A 14,930-nucleotide genomic window follows, 5' to 3' on the forward strand; every position below is an offset into this window, starting at 1 on the left:
CGACGTCTCATTGTGGCGATTTGCCCCATTATATTCGGTCAACTGGCCAGTAGTTTCCGTTCACTTCGTTGACATCCTCGTGAGCTGCCTACCTAACATGCATGCATGTTGAGTAAGTACGGCTGGTGGCGTGACGCGGTGATCTACCAGGTCTACGTCCGCAGCTTTCTGGACAGCACCGGCGACGGCATCGGCGATCTCGCCGGGGTCCGCGCGGGGCTGCCGTACCTGAAGAAGCTCGGCGTCGACGGCATCTGGCTGAGCCCGTTCTACCCCTCGCCGCAGCACGACCACGGCTACGACGTGGCCGACTACCGCGGTGTCGACCCGATCTTCGGCGACCTCGCCGAGTTCGACCTGCTGATGACGGCCGCCCACCGGCTCGGCATCAAGGTGCTCCTCGACATCGTCCCGAACCACTGCTCCAGCGAGCACCCCTGGTTCCGCGAGGCACTGAGCGGCGCGCCCGGCAGCCCGGCCCGCGCCCGCTTCCACTTCGCCGACGGCCGCGGTCCGGACGGCGCCGAGCCGCCCAACAACTGGCACGCCATGTTCGGCGGCCCCGCCTGGACCAGAGTCGGCGACGGCCAGTGGTACCTGCACATGTTCACGCCCGAACAGCCGGACTGGAACTGGCGCGACCCCGAGATCCCCGCCGAGTTCGACCGGACCCTGCGCTTCTGGCTCGACCGGGGCGTGGACGGCTTCCGCATCGACGTCGCCGCCGGCCTGTTCAAGCACCCCGGACTGCCCGACTCCGACGATCCCGAGGCCGACGCCCGCACCCGCGACTCGGTCAACCCGCTCGCCTGGAACCAGCCCGAGGTGCACGAGGTGTGGCGGCAGTGGCGCGCGACCTGCGAGGAGTACACGGCCCGCGACGGCCGCGAACGCCTCCTCGTCGGCGAGGTCTCCGTGCCCACCGCCCGCGAACACGCCCTCTACGTCCGCCCCGACGAACTCCACCAGGCCTTCTTCTTCGACCTGCTCGGCGCCCCCTGGGACGCCGATGCCTTCCGCAAGGTCATATCCGAGGCCATGCAGGACATCGCCGGCACCGGCTCCACGGTCACCTGGGTCCTCAACAACCACGACCAGGTCCGCACCGTCACCCGCTACGGCGAACCCGCCACGGAGGGCACCGGTCCAGGGCCTGTCCGGGGCGCCGCCCGTGCCCGCGCCGCCGCGCTGCTGATGCTGGCGCTGCCCGGAGCCGCGTACGTCTACCAGGGCGAGGAACTGGGTCTGCCCGAGGTCGTCGACCTGCCCGACGACGTCCTCACCGACCCGATCTTCCGTCGCACCGGCAGCCGCGCCCGCATCCGCGACGGCTGCCGGGTGCCGCTGCCCTGGTCCGGGCAGGCCTCGCCGTTCGGCTTCACCTCCGGCGCCGAGTCCGCCAAGCCCTGGCTGCCGCAGCCGGACTACTTCGCCGCCTACGCCACCGACCGCGCCCTCGCCGACACCCGCTCCTTCTGGCACCTGTACCGCGACGGCCTCCAACTGCGGCGCTCGCTGTCCCAGTTGGGCGAGGGAACGCTGCGCTGGCTGGACACCCCGCCCGGCGTCCTCGCCTTCGCCCGCGGCGACGACCTCGTCTGCGCCGTCAACTTCACCACCGCCCCCGTCCCCGCGCCGGTCTCCGGCACCCCCCTCCTGTCCAGCGGACCCTGCCTGCCCGGCGTCCTGCCCGGCTCCACGGCCGCCTGGTGGCTGAACGACCTGTAGATCCTCCACCGACTTCCCCGCACGAAAGGCCCGTCAGCGATGATGCGACGACGTACCACCCTGCTCACGAGCTGCACCGCCCTCGCCCTCGCGCTCGGCGCCACCGCCTGCGGCGGCGGACCGGTCGCGGCCGGCGGCGGTGACAAGGCACTCAGCGGCCAGACCGTCACCGTGGCCGGCGTCTGGTCCGGAGCCGAGCAGAAGAACTTCCAGAAGGTGCTGGACGCGTTCACCGCGAAGACCGGCGCCAAGACCCAGTTCGTCTCCACCGGCGACAACGTCTCCACCGTCGTCGGCAGCAAGATCGAGGGCGGCGACGCACCCGACGTCGTGATGGTCCCGCAGGTCGGCGTGCTCCAGCAGTTCGCCAAGAAGGGCTGGCTCAAGCCGCTGTCGCCGACGGCCCGGCAGACGATCACCGCCGACTACGCGCCCGTGTGGCAGAACTACGGCAGCGTCGACGGCACCCTGTACGGCCTCTACTTCAAGGCCGCCCACAAGTCCACCGTCTGGTACAGCCCCGGCGCGCTCGCCCAGGCCGGGGTCAAGCCGCCGAAGACGTACGACGAGATGCTCAAGGACGGGCACACGATCTCCGACTCCGGGCTCGCCGCGTTCGCCGTCGGCGGTGAGGACGGCTGGACCCTCACCGACTGGTTCGAGAATGTCTACCTCTCCCAGGCCGGACCCCAGAAGTACGACGCCCTCGCCGCCCACAAGCTCAAGTGGACCGACCCCTCCGTCGTCAGGGCGCTCGCCACCCTCGGCAAGCTCTTCAAGGACAAGCAGCTCGTCGCGGGCGGCCAGAAGGAGGCCCTGAACACGGACTTCCCCGGCTCGGTGGAGAAGGTGTTCGGCCCCAAGCCCGAGGCCGGCATGGTCTACGAGGGCGACTTCGTGGCCGGTGTCGCCCACGACCAGTTCGGCAGGACCATCGGCAAGGACGCGGACTTCTTCCCCTTCCCCGCGGTCGACGGCGGCACGGCACCGGTCGTCAGCGGCGGTGACGCGGCGGTCGTCCTCAAGGACGGCAAGAACGCCACGGCCGGCATGAAGCTCCTGGAGTACCTCGCCACCCCCGAGGCGGCCGCCGTGTGGGCGAAGGCGGGCGGCTTCCTGTCCCCGAACAAGAAGCTCGACCTCGCCGCGTACGCCGACGACGTCACCCGCGCCACCGCCAAGTCCCTCGTCGGCGCGGGCGACTCGGTCCGCTTCGACATGTCCGACCAGGCGCCCGCCGCCTTCGGCGGCACCAAGGGCGCCGGGGAGTGGAAGCTGCTCCAGGACTTCCTGCGCGACCCCTCGGACCCGAAGGCGACCGCGGCACAGCTGGAGTCCGCCGCGGCCAAGGCCTACGGGAACTGAGCGGCGACAACACCATGACCGCCACCACTCTCGTGACACAGCAGGCGGGCCCGCGGGCCGCCGGCCCGGCGCGCGGGCGCCGCGGCCGGCGGCGCGCCCGGCTGATCGCCCTGCTCTTCGTCTTCCCGGCGCTGCTCCTGCTCGGCGCGCTCGTCGTCTACCCGGTGCTGTTCTCCGTCGGCCGCAGCTTCTTCGACGCCTCCGGCACCCGCTTCGTCGGCGCCGGCAACTACACCGAGATGTTCCGCGACCCGGCCACCCTGAAGGCCGTCCGCAACACCGCGATCTGGGTCGTCGTGGCCCCGGCCCTGCTGACCGGACTCGGCCTGGTCCTGGCCGTGCTGGTGGAGAAGGTCCGCTGGGCCACCGCCTTCAAACTCCTGCTCTTCATGCCGATGGCGGTGTCCTTCCTCGCCGCCGGCATCATCTTCCGCCTCGCCTACGACGCGGACCCGAACAAGGGCGTGCTCAACGCGGCCGTCGTCTCCGTCCACGACGCCTTCCGGAGCACGTCGGCCTACCCGACGGCGCGCGGGCGCGCGGGCCTGCTGACCGAGGACCGCGACGGCTCCTGGCGTACGACGGCCCGGGCGGGCGAGTCCGTGGCGCTCCCGATGGTCGGCGTGCTGCCCGGGGACCTGCCGAAGAACGCCGCGCCCGCCTACCCGGCCGCCGCGAAACAGGCGGCCTCCGGTGAACTGCGCGGAGTCGTCTACCTCGACTTCACTCCGGGCGGGGGCGGCCGGCAGGGCAAGGTCGACCCGAACGAGAGCGGCCTGCCCGGGATGACGGTCCAGGCGGTGCGCGACGGCAAGGCGGTCGCGAGCGCGACCACCGCGGCCGACGGCTCCTTCCGGCTGCCCGGGCTCGCCGCGGGCTCGTACACGGTGCGGCTGCCGGAGTCCAACTTCGCCCAGCCCTACCAGGGCGTCTCCTGGCTGGGCCCGGCCCTCGTCACACCGGCGATCATCGGCGCGTACCTGTGGATCTGGACCGGCTTCGCGATGGTGCTGATCGGCGCGGGGCTCGCCGCCCTGCCCCGGGACGCGCTGGAGGCGGCCCGGATGGACGGCGCGAACGAGTGGCAGATCTTCCGCCGCATCACCGTGCCGCTGCTGGCCCCCGTGCTGACCGTGGTCTTCGTGACCCTGGTGATCAACGTGCTGAAGGTCTTCGACCTCGTCTACATCATCGCGCCCGGCCCGGTGCAGGAGGACGCCACCGTCCTCGCGACCCAGATGTGGCTCGTGTCCTTCGGCGGCGGCAACAACCAGGGCCTCGGCAGTGCCCTCGGTGTGCTCCTGCTGCTCCTGGTCATCCCCGCGATGGTCTTCAACGTCCGCCGTTTCCGCCGCAGTCAACGATGAGGAGTCAGCGATGAACGTGATCAGACGCGGCCTCGGCAACGGCTTGGTGCAGGCCTTCCTGGTGGTGATCGGCCTGGTCTGGCTGACCCCGCTGGCGGGACTGTTCGTGTCCTCGCTGCGCTCGTCCCAGGACACCGCCAAGGGCGGCTGGTGGACGGCCCTGACGAGCCCCGGACAGCTGTCCTTCGACAACTACGCGGCCCTGCTGAAGAACTCCGGCATCACCCAGGCCTTCTGGAACACGGTGCTGATCTCGGTGCCGGCGACCACCCTGGTCGTCGTCATCGCGGCCCTCGCCGGATACGCCTTCGCCTGGCTGGACTTCCCGCTCAGGGAACCGCTCTTCCTGCTGGTGGTGGCCCTGTTGGTGGTGCCGGTCCAGATCGGTCTGCTGCCGGTGGCCAAACTCTTCGGTGCGCTGGGCCTGTTCGGCACCATCCCCGGAGTCGTCCTCTTCCATGTCGCCTACGGCCTGCCCTTCGCGGTGTTCCTGCTGCGGAACTACTTCGCGGAGATGCCGAAGGAGATGCTGGAAGCGGCGCGGATGGACGGCGGCAGCGAGTGGCGCATCTTCACCCGGCTGGTCCTGCCGGTCGGGCGCCCGGCGATCGCCTCGCTCGCCATCTTCCAGTTCCTGTGGGTGTGGAACGACATGCTGGTCGCGCTGCTCTTCGCCGACAGCTCGTCCCAGCCACTGACCGTTCAACTCCAGTCCCAGATACGCCAGTTCGGCAGCAATATCGACGTCCTGGCGCCGGGCGCGTTCCTGTCCCTGATCGTGCCCGTCGTGGTGTTCTTCGCGTTCCAGAAGCACTTCGTGCAGGGCGTGATGGCGGGCTCCGTGAAATGAGGGGCGGCGGGGACCGAGGTCCCCGCCGCCCCTACGCACAGCCGGCCGTCACGGCGACGACGGCGGATACAGCGACCGCGGCAGCTGCGAAGCAGCCGCGGAGTCCAGCAGCCACAGGGTGCGCTGCCGGCCGTGCGCGCCCGCCGCCGGAGCCTGGATCTCGCCCGCGCCCGACAGGGCGATGGCCGCGGCCTCCGCCTTGTCCGCACCGGCCGCGAGCAGCCACACCTCGCGGGCCGCGCGGATCGCGGGCAGGGTCAGGCTGATCCGGGTCGGCGGCGGCTTCGGCGCGCCGTGCACGCCGACCACCGTGCGCTCGGTCTCCCGTACGGCCGGCAGCTCCGGGAAGAGCGAGGCCACATGGGTGTCCGGGCCGACGCCCAGCATGAGCACGTCGAAGGTGGGCACCGAGCCGTGGTTCTCCGGCCCGGACGCCTTCGCCAGCTCCGCCGCGTACGCCTCCGCCGCAGCCTCGACGTCCGTACCGTACGGGCCGTCGGAGGCGGGCATGGCGTGCACACGCTCCGGGTCCAGCGGCACGGAGTCCAGCAGGGCCTCGCGGGCCTGCGTGACATTGCGCTCGGGGTCGCCCTCGGGGAGATAACGCTCGTCGCCCCACCACAGGTCGAGCCGGCCCCAGTCGATGGCGTCCCGGGCGGGCGCCGCCGCGAGCGCGGCCAGCAGACCGTTGCCGTTGCGGCCGCCGGTGAGGACCACGGACGCGGTGCCCCGGGAGGCCTGCGCGTCCACGATCTTCGTGATCAGACGGGCCGCGGCGGCCTGCGCCATCAGCTCCTTGTCGCGGTGGACGACCAGCTGCGGAGTGCTCACTTCGCCGCCGCCTTCCTCGCCGGGGCCTTCTTGGCGGTCTTGGCGGCCGCCTTCTTCGCGGGCGCGGGCGCCCCGGCCGCCTCCGGCCCGGACGCCGTGGGCTCCGGCACCGTGTTCAGCCGCTCCACGCCGTAGCGCAGCGCCGACGCGTAGGTGTCGTCCGGGTCGAGCCGGCGCAGCTCCTCCGCGATCAGCTCGGCGGTCTCCCGCCGCTTCAGCGCCACCGCACGGGCCGGCTGGCCCTCGATGGTCAGCGTGGCCAGCGAACCGTCCGCGCGGTCCAGCACGATCGGGCCGCAGGTGGTCTCCATGCGCACGGCCGTCAGACCGGGGCCGGAGGACAGGGAGCGCCGGACGGGGACGTCCAGCCGGTTCGCGAGCCACATCGCCAGCAGCTCGCAGCTCGGGTTGAACTCCTCGCCCTCCACCTCGACGCCCCGCACCTCGCAGGTGACCTGGTCCAGGGCCGCCGCGAGCATCGAGCGCCACGGCGTGATCCGGGTCCAGGACAGGTCGGTGTCGCCGGGCGTGTAGGCCTCGGCGCGGGCCGACAGCTCCCGCACCGGCTGCTCGGCGGCATAGGTGTCGGTGACCCGGCGCTGGGCGAGCGCGCCCAGCGGGTCCTTCGCCGGGTCCACCGGGGCGTTCACCGGCCACCACACCACGACCGGGGCGTCCGGCAGCAGCAGCGGCAGCACGACCGAGTCGGCGTGGTCGGACACCTCGCCGTACAGCCGCAGGATGACCGTCTCGCCGGTGCCCGCGTCCGCGCCCACCCGCACCTCGGCGTCCAGCCGGGACGTCGTCCGGTCGCGTGGGGTGCGGGAGACCCGCTTGATGACCACGAGCGTGCGCGAGGGGTGCTCGCGCGAGGCGTCGCCCGCGGCCTTCAGCGCGTCGTAGGCGTTCTCCTCGTCGGTCACGATGACGAGGGTCAGGACCATGCCCACGGCCGGGGTGCCGATGGCGCGGCGGCCCCGGACGAGCGCCTTGTTGATGTCGCCGGCGGTGGTGTCGGTCAGGTCGATCTTCATGGCCTGCGCCAGCTCCGTCCGTCTCGTGCGAGCATCTCGTCCGCCTCGGCGGGGCCCCACGTGCCCGACGGGTACTGCGCGGGCCTGCCGTGCTTGTCCCAGTACTGCTCGATCGGGTCGAGGATCTTCCAGGACAGCTCGACCTCCTCCGTGCGCGGGAAGAGGTTGGCGTCGCCGAGCAGCACGTCCAGGATCAGGCGCTCGTAGGCCTCCGGCGACGACTCGGTGAAGGACTCGCCGTAGGCGAAGTCCATCGACACGTCGCGGATCTCCATCGAGGTGCCCGGCACCTTGGAGCCGAAGCGGACCGTGATGCCCTCGTCGGGCTGGACGCGGATGACGATCGCGTTCTGGCCCAGCTCCTCCGTCGCCGTGTGGTCGAAGGGGGAGTGCGGGGCCCGCTGGAAGACGACCGCGATCTCGGTGACCCGGCGGCCGAGGCGCTTGCCGGTGCGCAGATAGAAGGGGACGCCCGCCCAGCGGCGGTTGTCGACCTCCAGCTTGATCGCGGCGTAGGTGTCGGTCTTCGACTTGGCGTCGATGCCGTCCTCTTCGAGGTAGCCGATGACCTTCTCGCCGCCCTGCCAGCCGCCCGCGTACTGCCCGCGCACGGTCGAGGCGCCCAGGTCCTTCGGCAGCCGTACGGCGCCGAGCACCTTCTCCTTCTCGGCGGCCAGCGCGTCCGCGCCGAAGGAGGCGGGCTCCTCCATGGCGGTGAGCGCCATGAGCTGGAGGAGGTGGTTCTGGATGACGTCGCGGGCGGCGCCGATGCCGTCGTAGTAGCCGGCCCGGCCGCCGATGCCGATGTCCTCGGCCATGGTGATCTGCACGTGGTCCACGAAGGACCGGTTCCAGATCGGCTCGAACATCGTGTTGGCGAAGCGCAGCGCCAGGATGTTCTGGACGGTCTCCTTGCCGAGGTAGTGGTCGATCCGGAAGACCTGGTCCGGCTCGAACACCTCGTGCACGACCTTGTTGAGCGCCTCGGCCGACTTCAGGTCGTGGCCGAAGGGCTTCTCGATGACGGCACGCCGCCAGGAACCGCTCGACTGGTCGGCCAGCCCGTGCTTCTTCAGCTGCTGGATGACCACCGGGAAGGAGCGCGGCGGCACCGACAGGTAGAAGGCGAAGTTGCCGCCCGTGCCCTGTGCCTTGTCCAGCTCCTCGATGGTGGCGCGCAGCCGCTCGAAGGCGTCGTCGTCGTCGAAGGTGCCCTGGACGAAGCGCATCCCCTGGATGAGCTGCTGCCAGACCTCCTCACGGAACGGCGTACGGGCGTGCGCCTTGACGGCGTCGTGGACCTCCTGGGCGAAGTCCTCGTTCTCCCACTCGCGGCGGGCGAAGCCCACCAGCGAGAAGCCCGGCGGCAGCAGACCCCGGTTGGCGAGGTCGTACACCGCGGGCATCAGCTTCTTGCGCGACAGGTCGCCCGTGACGCCGAAGATCACCAGGCCCGACGGCCCCGCGATACGCGGGAGCCGTCGGTCGGCGGGGTCACGAAGCGGGTTCGCTCCGGATCCGACGAGGGGTGACAAATCAGCCCTCCGAGGGGGTGAGGCGCTTGAGCTCCGCCTCGGTCGACTTCAGCAGGTCGATCCAGGACGCCTCGAACTTCTCGACGCCCTCGTCCTCCAGCACCTGGACCACGTCGTCGTACGAGATCCCGAGCTTCTCGAGCGCGTCGAGGTCGGCGCGGGCCTGCTCGTAGGTGCCGGTGATGGTGTCGCCGGTGATCTGGCCGTGGTCCTCGGTGGCCTCAAGAGTGGCCTCCGGCATGGTGTTGACCGTGTTCGGCGCGACCAGGTCGGTGACGTACATCGTGTCCTGGTACGCCGGGTCCTTCACACCGGTCGACGCCCACAGCGGACGCTGCTTGCGGGCGCCCGCGTTCTCCAGCGCCTGCCAGCGGTCGGAGGAGAAGACCTCCTCGTACGCCTGGTAGGCGAGGCGTGCGTTGGCGACGGCGGCCTTGCCGCGCAGCGCCTTGGCCTCGTCGGTGCCGAGGGCGTCCAGGCGCTTGTCGATCTCGGTGTCCACACGGGACACGAAGAACGACGCCACGGAGCGGACGAGCGACAGGTCGAGGCCGCGCTCCTTCGCCTTCTCCAGACCGGTGAGGTAGGCGTCCATCACCGCGCGGTAGCGCTCCAGCGAGAAGATCAGCGTGACGTTGACGCTGATGCCGAGGCCGATGACCTCGGCGATCGCCGGCAGACCCGCCTTGGTGGCCGGGATCTTGATCAGGGTGTTGGGGCGGTCCACCAGCCAGGCCAGCTGCTTGGCCTCGGCGACCGTCGCCCTGGTGTGGTGGGCCAGCCGGGGGTCGACCTCGATGGAGACCCGGCCGTCCTGGCCGTCGGTGGCGTCGAAGACCGGGCGCAGGATGTCGGCGGCGTCCCGGACGTCCGCCGTCGTGATCATGCGGATGGCCTCGTCGACGGTGACCTTGCGGGCGGCGAGGTCCGTGAGCTGCTGCTCGTAGCCGTCGCCGCCGCTGATCGCCTTCTGGAAGATCGTCGGGTTGGTGGTGACGCCCACGACGTGCTGCTGGTCGATCAGCTCGGCGAGGTTGCCGGACGTGATCCGCTTGCGCGACAGGTCGTCCAGCCAGATCGCGACGCCCTCCTCGGAGAGGCGCTTGAGTGCGTCTGTCATGGAATTACATCTCCTACGTGTCGTATATGAGCGTCAGCGCTGGGCGGCGGCGAGGGATTCCCGGGCCTGGGCGGCCACGTTCTCAGGCGTGAAGCCGAACTCGCGGAACAGGACCTTGCCGTCGGCGGAAGCACCGAAGTGCTCCAGGGAAACGATGCGGCCGGCGTCCCCGACGTACTTGTGCCACGTGAGACCGATACCCGCCTCGACCGACACGCGGGCCCTGACCGACGGCGGCAGGACGGAGTCCTTGTACGCCTGGTCCTGCTCCTCGAACCACTCCACGCACGGCATCGACACCACGCGCGTGGGGACACCGTCGGCCTGGAGCTGCTCCCGCGCCTCGACGGCCACGTGCACCTCGGAACCGGTGGCGATCAGGATCACCTGCGGCTCGCCGCCTTCGGCGTCGAACAGCACGTAACCGCCCTTCGCCGCGTCCTCGTTGGGCTCGTACGTCGGCACGCCCTGGCGGGTGAGGGCGAAGCCGTGCGGCTGCCCCTTGCCGAACTCCTTGGTGTAGCGCCCCAGGATCTCGCGCCAGGCGATCGCCGTCTCGTTGGCGTCGGCCGGGCGGACGACGTTCAGGCCCGGGATGGCGCGCAGCGAGGCCAGATGCTCGACCGGCTGGTGGGTCGGGCCGTCCTCGCCCAGACCGATGGAGTCGTGCGTCCACACGAACGTCACCGGCAGGTGCATCAGCGCCGACAGACGCACGGCGTTGCGCATGTAGTCGGAGAAGACGAGGAACGTGCCGCCGTAGATACGGGTGTTGCCGTGCAGGGCGATGCCGTTCATCTCGGCGCCCATGGAGTGCTCACGGATGCCGTAGTGGACGGTGCGGCCGTAGGGGTTGGCCTCCGGCAGCGGGTTGCCCTCGGGCAGGAACGAGCTGTTCTTGTCGATGGTCGTGTTGTTCGACCCCGCGAGGTCGGCGGAGCCGCCCCACAGCTCGGGGATGACCGCGCCGAGCGCCTGCAGCACCTTGCCGGAGGCGGCACGCGTCGCGACACCCTTGCCGGGCTCGAAGACCGGGATCTTCTCCTCCCAGCCGGCGGGCAGCTCGCCCTTGCTGATGCGGTCGAACTCGGCGGCCCGCTCGGCGTTGTCGTCGCGCCACACCTGGAGCGACTTCTCCCACTCGGCCTTGGCCTGCGCACCGCGCTCCAGCGCCTTGCGGGTGTGGCCGATGACCTCGTCCGCGACCTCGAAGGTCCGCTCCGGGTCGAAGCCGAGGACGCGCTTGGTGGCCGCGACCTCCTCGTCGCCCAGCGCCGAGCCGTGCGCGGCCTCGGTGTTCTGCGCGTTCGGGGCCGGCCAGGCGATGATCGAACGCATCGCGATGAACGACGGCCGGTCCGTGACGGCCTTGGCCTTCTGGACCGCGTCGTAGATGGCGGCCGGGTCCAGGTCGCCGTTGTCCTGGGCCTCCACGCGCTGCACGTGCCAGCCGTAGGCCTCGTAGCGCAGAGCGGTGTCCTCGGAGACGGCCGTCTCGGTGTCGCCCTCGATCGAGATGTGGTTGTCGTCCCACAGCAGGATCAGGTTGCCGAGCTTCTGGTGGCCGGCCAGCGAGGACGCCTCGGCGGAGATGCCCTCCTGGAGGCAGCCGTCACCGGCGATGCAGTAGACGAAGTGGTCGAAGGGGGATTCGCCCTGCGGGGCCTGCGGGTCGAACAGACCGCGCTCGTAGCGGGCGGCCATCGCCATGCCCACCGCGTTGGCGACACCCTGGCCCAGCGGGCCGGTCGTCGTCTCCACGCCCTTGGTGTGCCCGTACTCCGGGTGGCCGGGGGTCTTCGAACCCCAGGTCCGGAAGGCCTTCAGATCGTCCAGCTCCAGGCCGAAGCCGGCCAGGTACAGCTGGGTGTAGAGGGTCAGGGACGAGTGGCCGGCGGACAGCACGAAACGGTCGCGGCCCACCCACTCGGGGTCGGCCGGGTCGTGCCGCATCACCTTCTGGAAGAGGGTGTACGCGGCCGGAGCCAGGCTCATCGCCGTACCGGGATGGCCGTTGCCGACCTTCTGTACGGCGTCGGCGGCCAGGACACGGGCGGTGTCGACGGCCCGCTGGTCCAGCTCGGTCCACTCAAGGTCTGTGGTGGTCGGCTTGGTGCTCACCCTGGGTCAGGGCTCCTCTCCACATGTCGGTCGCCGGTCTTTCGGGGCATGCGCCCACCCGGCTTCCGGGGGGCTTGCCGCCCACCGGACGCTGTCGAGCCTACCCTCGCGAAGACGTGCGTTTTTTCGACTCATTCCAGACTGCCGGGAGTCCGTGCGATCCGCCTCCCGACTGGCCGAGACGGCATTTGGCACATGAATACGGAGCCGGTCATCTGAGCGCTCAATCGAGGGGTGGGTCCCCTCTTATGGGGGGCCTCCGGAAGGCCGCTCATGAGGGCCCGCCAACACGACCCCACCCCCGCGAAGGTCGGGGTATGGGCAACGTCTAAAGTGGCGTGGTACGCGCGAGCCTTTACCGGGACTTCACAGGGACGGGCTTGCTGGGATGTCTCTGTCAGGGGTGTGCGTGACGGCCGTCGAATCACGTCCAGCTGGCGTGCTGGGTGGTGCGAGCCAGGGCCCGGGCCATCGGCCGTTCGGAGCTCGCGTCAAGGCGTTCGTGGCGCTGACGAAGCCGCGGATCATCGAGCTGCTGCTCATCACCACCGTTCCGGTGATGTTCCTGGCGCAGAAGGGTGTGCCGGACCTCGGTCTGGTCCTGCTCACCTGCGTCGGCGGCTACCTGTCGGCGGGCGGCGCCAACGCGCTGAACATGTACATCGACCGTGACATCGACGCCCTGATGGACCGCACCGCGCAGCGGCCGCTGGTGACCGGCATGGTCAGCCCGCGCGAGTGCCTCGCCTTCGGCATCACCCTCGGCGTCGTCTCCACGCTCCTGTTCGGCCTCACCGTCAACTGGCTGAGTGCCTGGCTCTCCCTCGGCGCACTCCTCTTCTACGTCGTCGTCTACACGATGCTCCTCAAGCGGCGTACGTCGCAGAACATCGTGTGGGGCGGCATCGCCGGCTGCCTGCCGGTGCTCATCGGCTGGTCCTCGGTCACGAACTCGATGTCCTGGGCGCCGATCATCCTCTTCCTCGTCATGTTCTTCTGGACCCCGCCGCACTACTGGCCGCTGTCCATGAAGGTCAAGGAGGACTACGCGCGCGTGGGCGTGCCCATGCTCCCGGTCATCGCGTCCAACAAGGTCGTCGCCCGGCAGATCGTCATCTACAGCTGGGTGATGGTCGCCGTCTCCCTCCTGCTGACCCCGCTCGGCTACACCGGCTGGTTCTACACGGTGGTCGCCCTCGCGGCCGGCGGCTTCTGGCTCTGGGAGGCGCACGGGCTGCAGAACCGGGCGAAGGCCGAGGTGACCGGCGTGAAGCTGAAGGAGATGCGGCTCTTCCACTGGTCGATCACCTACGTGTCGATCCTCTTCGTCGCCGTCGCGGTGGACCCCTTCCTGCGCTGACGCACGTCACAGCGGCCCGCTCTCGCCAGTCGATCTACCCGTGAGTAGCATCGGGGTCATGGCAGACACGCAGCAGGTTGACGCGCGGGCCGAGCGCAAGGTGTCCCGGCTCGCCCACCAGATCAGCGCCTTCGCCAAGGCGCACGGCGGCGCCGAGGGCCAGGTGGCCTACATCGGCGAACGCGGCGCCCGCATCGTCCTCGTCGGCGAGGACGGCGGCTGGGGCGACCTGGTGGCCCCCAGCACCGAGATCGCCGAGAAGGCCGTCGAGAAGTCCGGCATCACCGTCCACGAGTCCTTCGACGGCGAGTTCGCGGCCAAGGTGACGACGGGCCCGTACGAGTGGAAGAGGATGGCGGGCATTCAGATCGGGGGTTGACCACATACGGTCCGAAGCCGCCGAATAACCCGCAGTCCCGGCCTGTTCCGCGACCTCGGTCCCCGTTCCCCCGTTAGGACGTGCAAGGCAGCGCACGTCTTCACGGGGAGCCCCGGATGATCGAAACGCCGTCCCTGGTGGACCAGTACTGCCACGGAGTGCTCCGCACGGAACTGGGCCTCGGCACCTTCGAGGCCCAACTCGCCCGCACCGAGGGCCCGCCCGCGGCCGGCACCACCCTCTTCGACACCCAGACGGGCTTCGCCGTACGGCGCTGGTGCCCGCCCCTGCTCGGCCTCGAACCCCACTGCGCGCCCGCCCGCTATCTGGCCCGGCGCCGGGAACTGGGCGTCCTGGAGGCGGGCCGGCGGCTGCTGCGCGGCAGCGGCATCACCACCTACCTCGTCGACACCGGCCTGCCCGGCGACCTCACCGGCCCGGCCGAGCTGGCCTCGGCCGGTTTCGCGGAGGCCCACGAGATCGTCCGGCTGGAGCTGCTCGCGGAGCAGGTCGCCGACACCTCCGGCACCGTCGAGTCCTTCCTCGCCAACCTCGCCGAGTCCGTGCACGGCGCCGCCGCGCACGCCGTCGCCTTCACCTCCGTCGCCGGCCTGCGCCACGGCCTCGCCCTCGCGCCCGAGCCGCCGGGGCCGGGGGAGGTGCGGGGCGCGGCGGGCCGCTGGCTGGCCGGCCGCCCGGTCGGCGGGGCGCTGCGCGACCCCGTACTGCTGCGGCATCTGCTGTGGATCGCCGTCGCCTCCGGACGGCCCCTGCAACTGCACGCGGGCCTCGGCGAGCCCGGCTCCCGCATCGACCGCACCGACCCGGTGCTGCTCACCGACTTCGTGCGGGCCACGGCGGGACTCGGCACCGATCTGATCCTGCTGCACGGCTATCCGTACCACCGGCACGCCGCCCATCTGGCCGGTGTCTTCGCGCACGTCTACACCGACTCCGGCGCCGCGCTCGTGCGTACCGGGGCGCGGGCCGCCACCGTTCTCGCCGAGATCCTGGAGCTGGCCCCCTTCGGCAAGATCCTTTTCTCCACGGGCGCCCACGGCCTGCCCGAGCTGCACGTCGTCGGGGCCCGGCTGTTCCGCGAGGCGCTGGGCCAGGTCCTGGGCGGCTGGGTCGGCGAGGGCGCGTGGGCCCTGGAGGACGCCCAGCGGGTGGCCCGGATGGTCGCGTCGGGCAACGCGCGCCGGGTGTACAGGCTGGGCTGAGCTGCCCAGACTGGGCG

Annotated in this window: 12 protein-coding genes; 7 read left to right on the forward strand and 5 right to left on the reverse strand. The window is 70.8% G+C overall.

Features of this window, described 5'->3' with window-relative positions; genetic code table 11:
• Positions 1–105 precede the first annotated feature (105 nt).
• Genes BIV25_RS04770 through BIV25_RS04785 form a run of 4 tightly spaced genes read left to right on the forward strand, consistent with a single transcriptional unit; the run spans position 106 to position 5,310 of the window.
• A complete protein-coding gene (locus BIV25_RS04770; protein ID WP_177235155.1) occupies positions 106–1,728 on the forward strand; it encodes a glycoside hydrolase family 13 protein in 1,623 nt (540 codons plus the stop codon).
• A 39-nt stretch (positions 1,729–1,767) separates the two neighbouring features.
• On the forward strand, positions 1,768–3,093 hold the full coding sequence (locus BIV25_RS04775; RefSeq protein ID WP_071370858.1) for an ABC transporter substrate-binding protein: 1,326 nt from the start codon (positions 1,768–1,770) through the stop codon (positions 3,091–3,093).
• 14 nt (positions 3,094–3,107) lie between these two features.
• Positions 3,108–4,460 carry an ABC transporter permease subunit gene (locus tag BIV25_RS04780; protein ID WP_071370859.1) on the forward strand — a complete coding sequence of 451 codons (1,353 nt, stop codon included), beginning with the start codon at positions 3,108–3,110 and terminating at the stop codon, positions 4,458–4,460.
• Between the two features lie 10 nt (positions 4,461–4,470).
• The gene (locus BIV25_RS04785) at positions 4,471–5,310 is read left to right on the forward strand and encodes a carbohydrate ABC transporter permease (protein ID WP_071370860.1); all 840 of its coding nucleotides are present in this window, start codon (positions 4,471–4,473) and stop codon (positions 5,308–5,310) included.
• 48 nt (positions 5,311–5,358) lie between these two features.
• Here BIV25_RS04785 and pgl read toward each other — a convergent pair whose 3' ends face one another.
• From pgl to tkt, 5 genes are read right to left on the reverse strand one after another with little or no spacing between them, the layout of a single operon-like run.
• Positions 5,359–6,141: a 6-phosphogluconolactonase gene (gene pgl / locus BIV25_RS04790; protein ID WP_071370861.1), complete on the reverse strand. Its 783-nt coding sequence runs from the start codon at positions 6,139–6,141 to the stop codon at positions 5,359–5,361.
• A complete protein-coding gene (opcA, locus tag BIV25_RS04795) occupies positions 6,138–7,175 on the reverse strand; it encodes a glucose-6-phosphate dehydrogenase assembly protein OpcA (protein ID WP_071370862.1) in 1,038 nt (345 codons plus the stop codon). Before opcA ends, pgl begins: the two co-directional genes overlap by 4 nt.
• Complete coding sequence (gene zwf / locus BIV25_RS04800; RefSeq protein ID WP_071370863.1) at positions 7,172–8,710, reverse strand: glucose-6-phosphate dehydrogenase; 1,539 nt, start codon at positions 8,708–8,710, stop codon at positions 7,172–7,174. Before zwf ends, opcA begins: the two co-directional genes overlap by 4 nt.
• 1 nt (position 8,711) lies before the next feature.
• Positions 8,712–9,830 (reverse strand): transaldolase, encoded by a 1,119-nt coding sequence (gene tal, locus BIV25_RS04805; protein ID WP_071370864.1) that lies wholly within the window; start codon positions 9,828–9,830, stop codon positions 8,712–8,714.
• A gap of 33 nt (positions 9,831–9,863) precedes the next feature.
• A complete protein-coding gene (tkt, locus tag BIV25_RS04810) occupies positions 9,864–11,951 on the reverse strand; it encodes a transketolase (protein WP_071370865.1) in 2,088 nt (695 codons plus the stop codon).
• Between the two features lie 403 nt (positions 11,952–12,354).
• Here tkt and BIV25_RS04815 point away from each other — a divergent pair, with 403 nt between their 5' ends.
• The 3 genes from BIV25_RS04815 (at position 12,355) to BIV25_RS04825 (ending at position 14,913) form a co-directional block, all read left to right on the forward strand.
• Positions 12,355–13,311: a heme o synthase gene (locus BIV25_RS04815; RefSeq protein WP_071370866.1), complete on the forward strand. Its 957-nt coding sequence runs from the start codon at positions 12,355–12,357 to the stop codon at positions 13,309–13,311.
• Between the two features lie 58 nt (positions 13,312–13,369).
• Positions 13,370–13,690 (forward strand): hypothetical protein, encoded by a 321-nt coding sequence (locus BIV25_RS04820; RefSeq protein WP_071370867.1) that lies wholly within the window; start codon positions 13,370–13,372, stop codon positions 13,688–13,690.
• Positions 13,691–13,806: 116 nt separating this feature from the next.
• A complete protein-coding gene (locus BIV25_RS04825) occupies positions 13,807–14,913 on the forward strand; it encodes an amidohydrolase family protein (RefSeq protein WP_071370868.1) in 1,107 nt (368 codons plus the stop codon).
• Positions 14,914–14,930 lie beyond the last annotated feature (17 nt).

It is taken from the genome of Streptomyces sp. MUSC 14 (genome assembly GCF_001866675.1).
In the GTDB taxonomy this organism is placed as follows: domain Bacteria; phylum Actinomycetota; class Actinomycetes; order Streptomycetales; family Streptomycetaceae; genus Streptomyces.

Coding starts and splice junctions, on each gene's coding strand:
- BIV25_RS04770 (WP_177235155.1), top strand. CDS start 106: ATGTTGAGTAAGTACGGCTGGTGGCGTGACGCGGTGATCTACCAGGTC.
- BIV25_RS04775 (WP_071370858.1), top strand. CDS start 1,768: ATGATGCGACGACGTACCACCCTGCTCACGAGCTGCACCGCCCTCGCC.
- BIV25_RS04780 (WP_071370859.1), top strand. CDS start 3,108: ATGACCGCCACCACTCTCGTGACACAGCAGGCGGGCCCGCGGGCCGCC.
- BIV25_RS04785 (WP_071370860.1), top strand. CDS start 4,471: ATGAACGTGATCAGACGCGGCCTCGGCAACGGCTTGGTGCAGGCCTTC.
- opcA (WP_071370862.1), bottom strand. CDS start 7,175: ATGAAGATCGACCTGACCGACACCACCGCCGGCGACATCAACAAGGCG.
- tal (WP_071370864.1), bottom strand. CDS start 9,830: ATGACAGACGCACTCAAGCGCCTCTCCGAGGAGGGCGTCGCGATCTGG.
- BIV25_RS04820 (WP_071370867.1), top strand. CDS start 13,370: ATGGCAGACACGCAGCAGGTTGACGCGCGGGCCGAGCGCAAGGTGTCC.
- BIV25_RS04825 (WP_071370868.1), top strand. CDS start 13,807: ATGATCGAAACGCCGTCCCTGGTGGACCAGTACTGCCACGGAGTGCTC.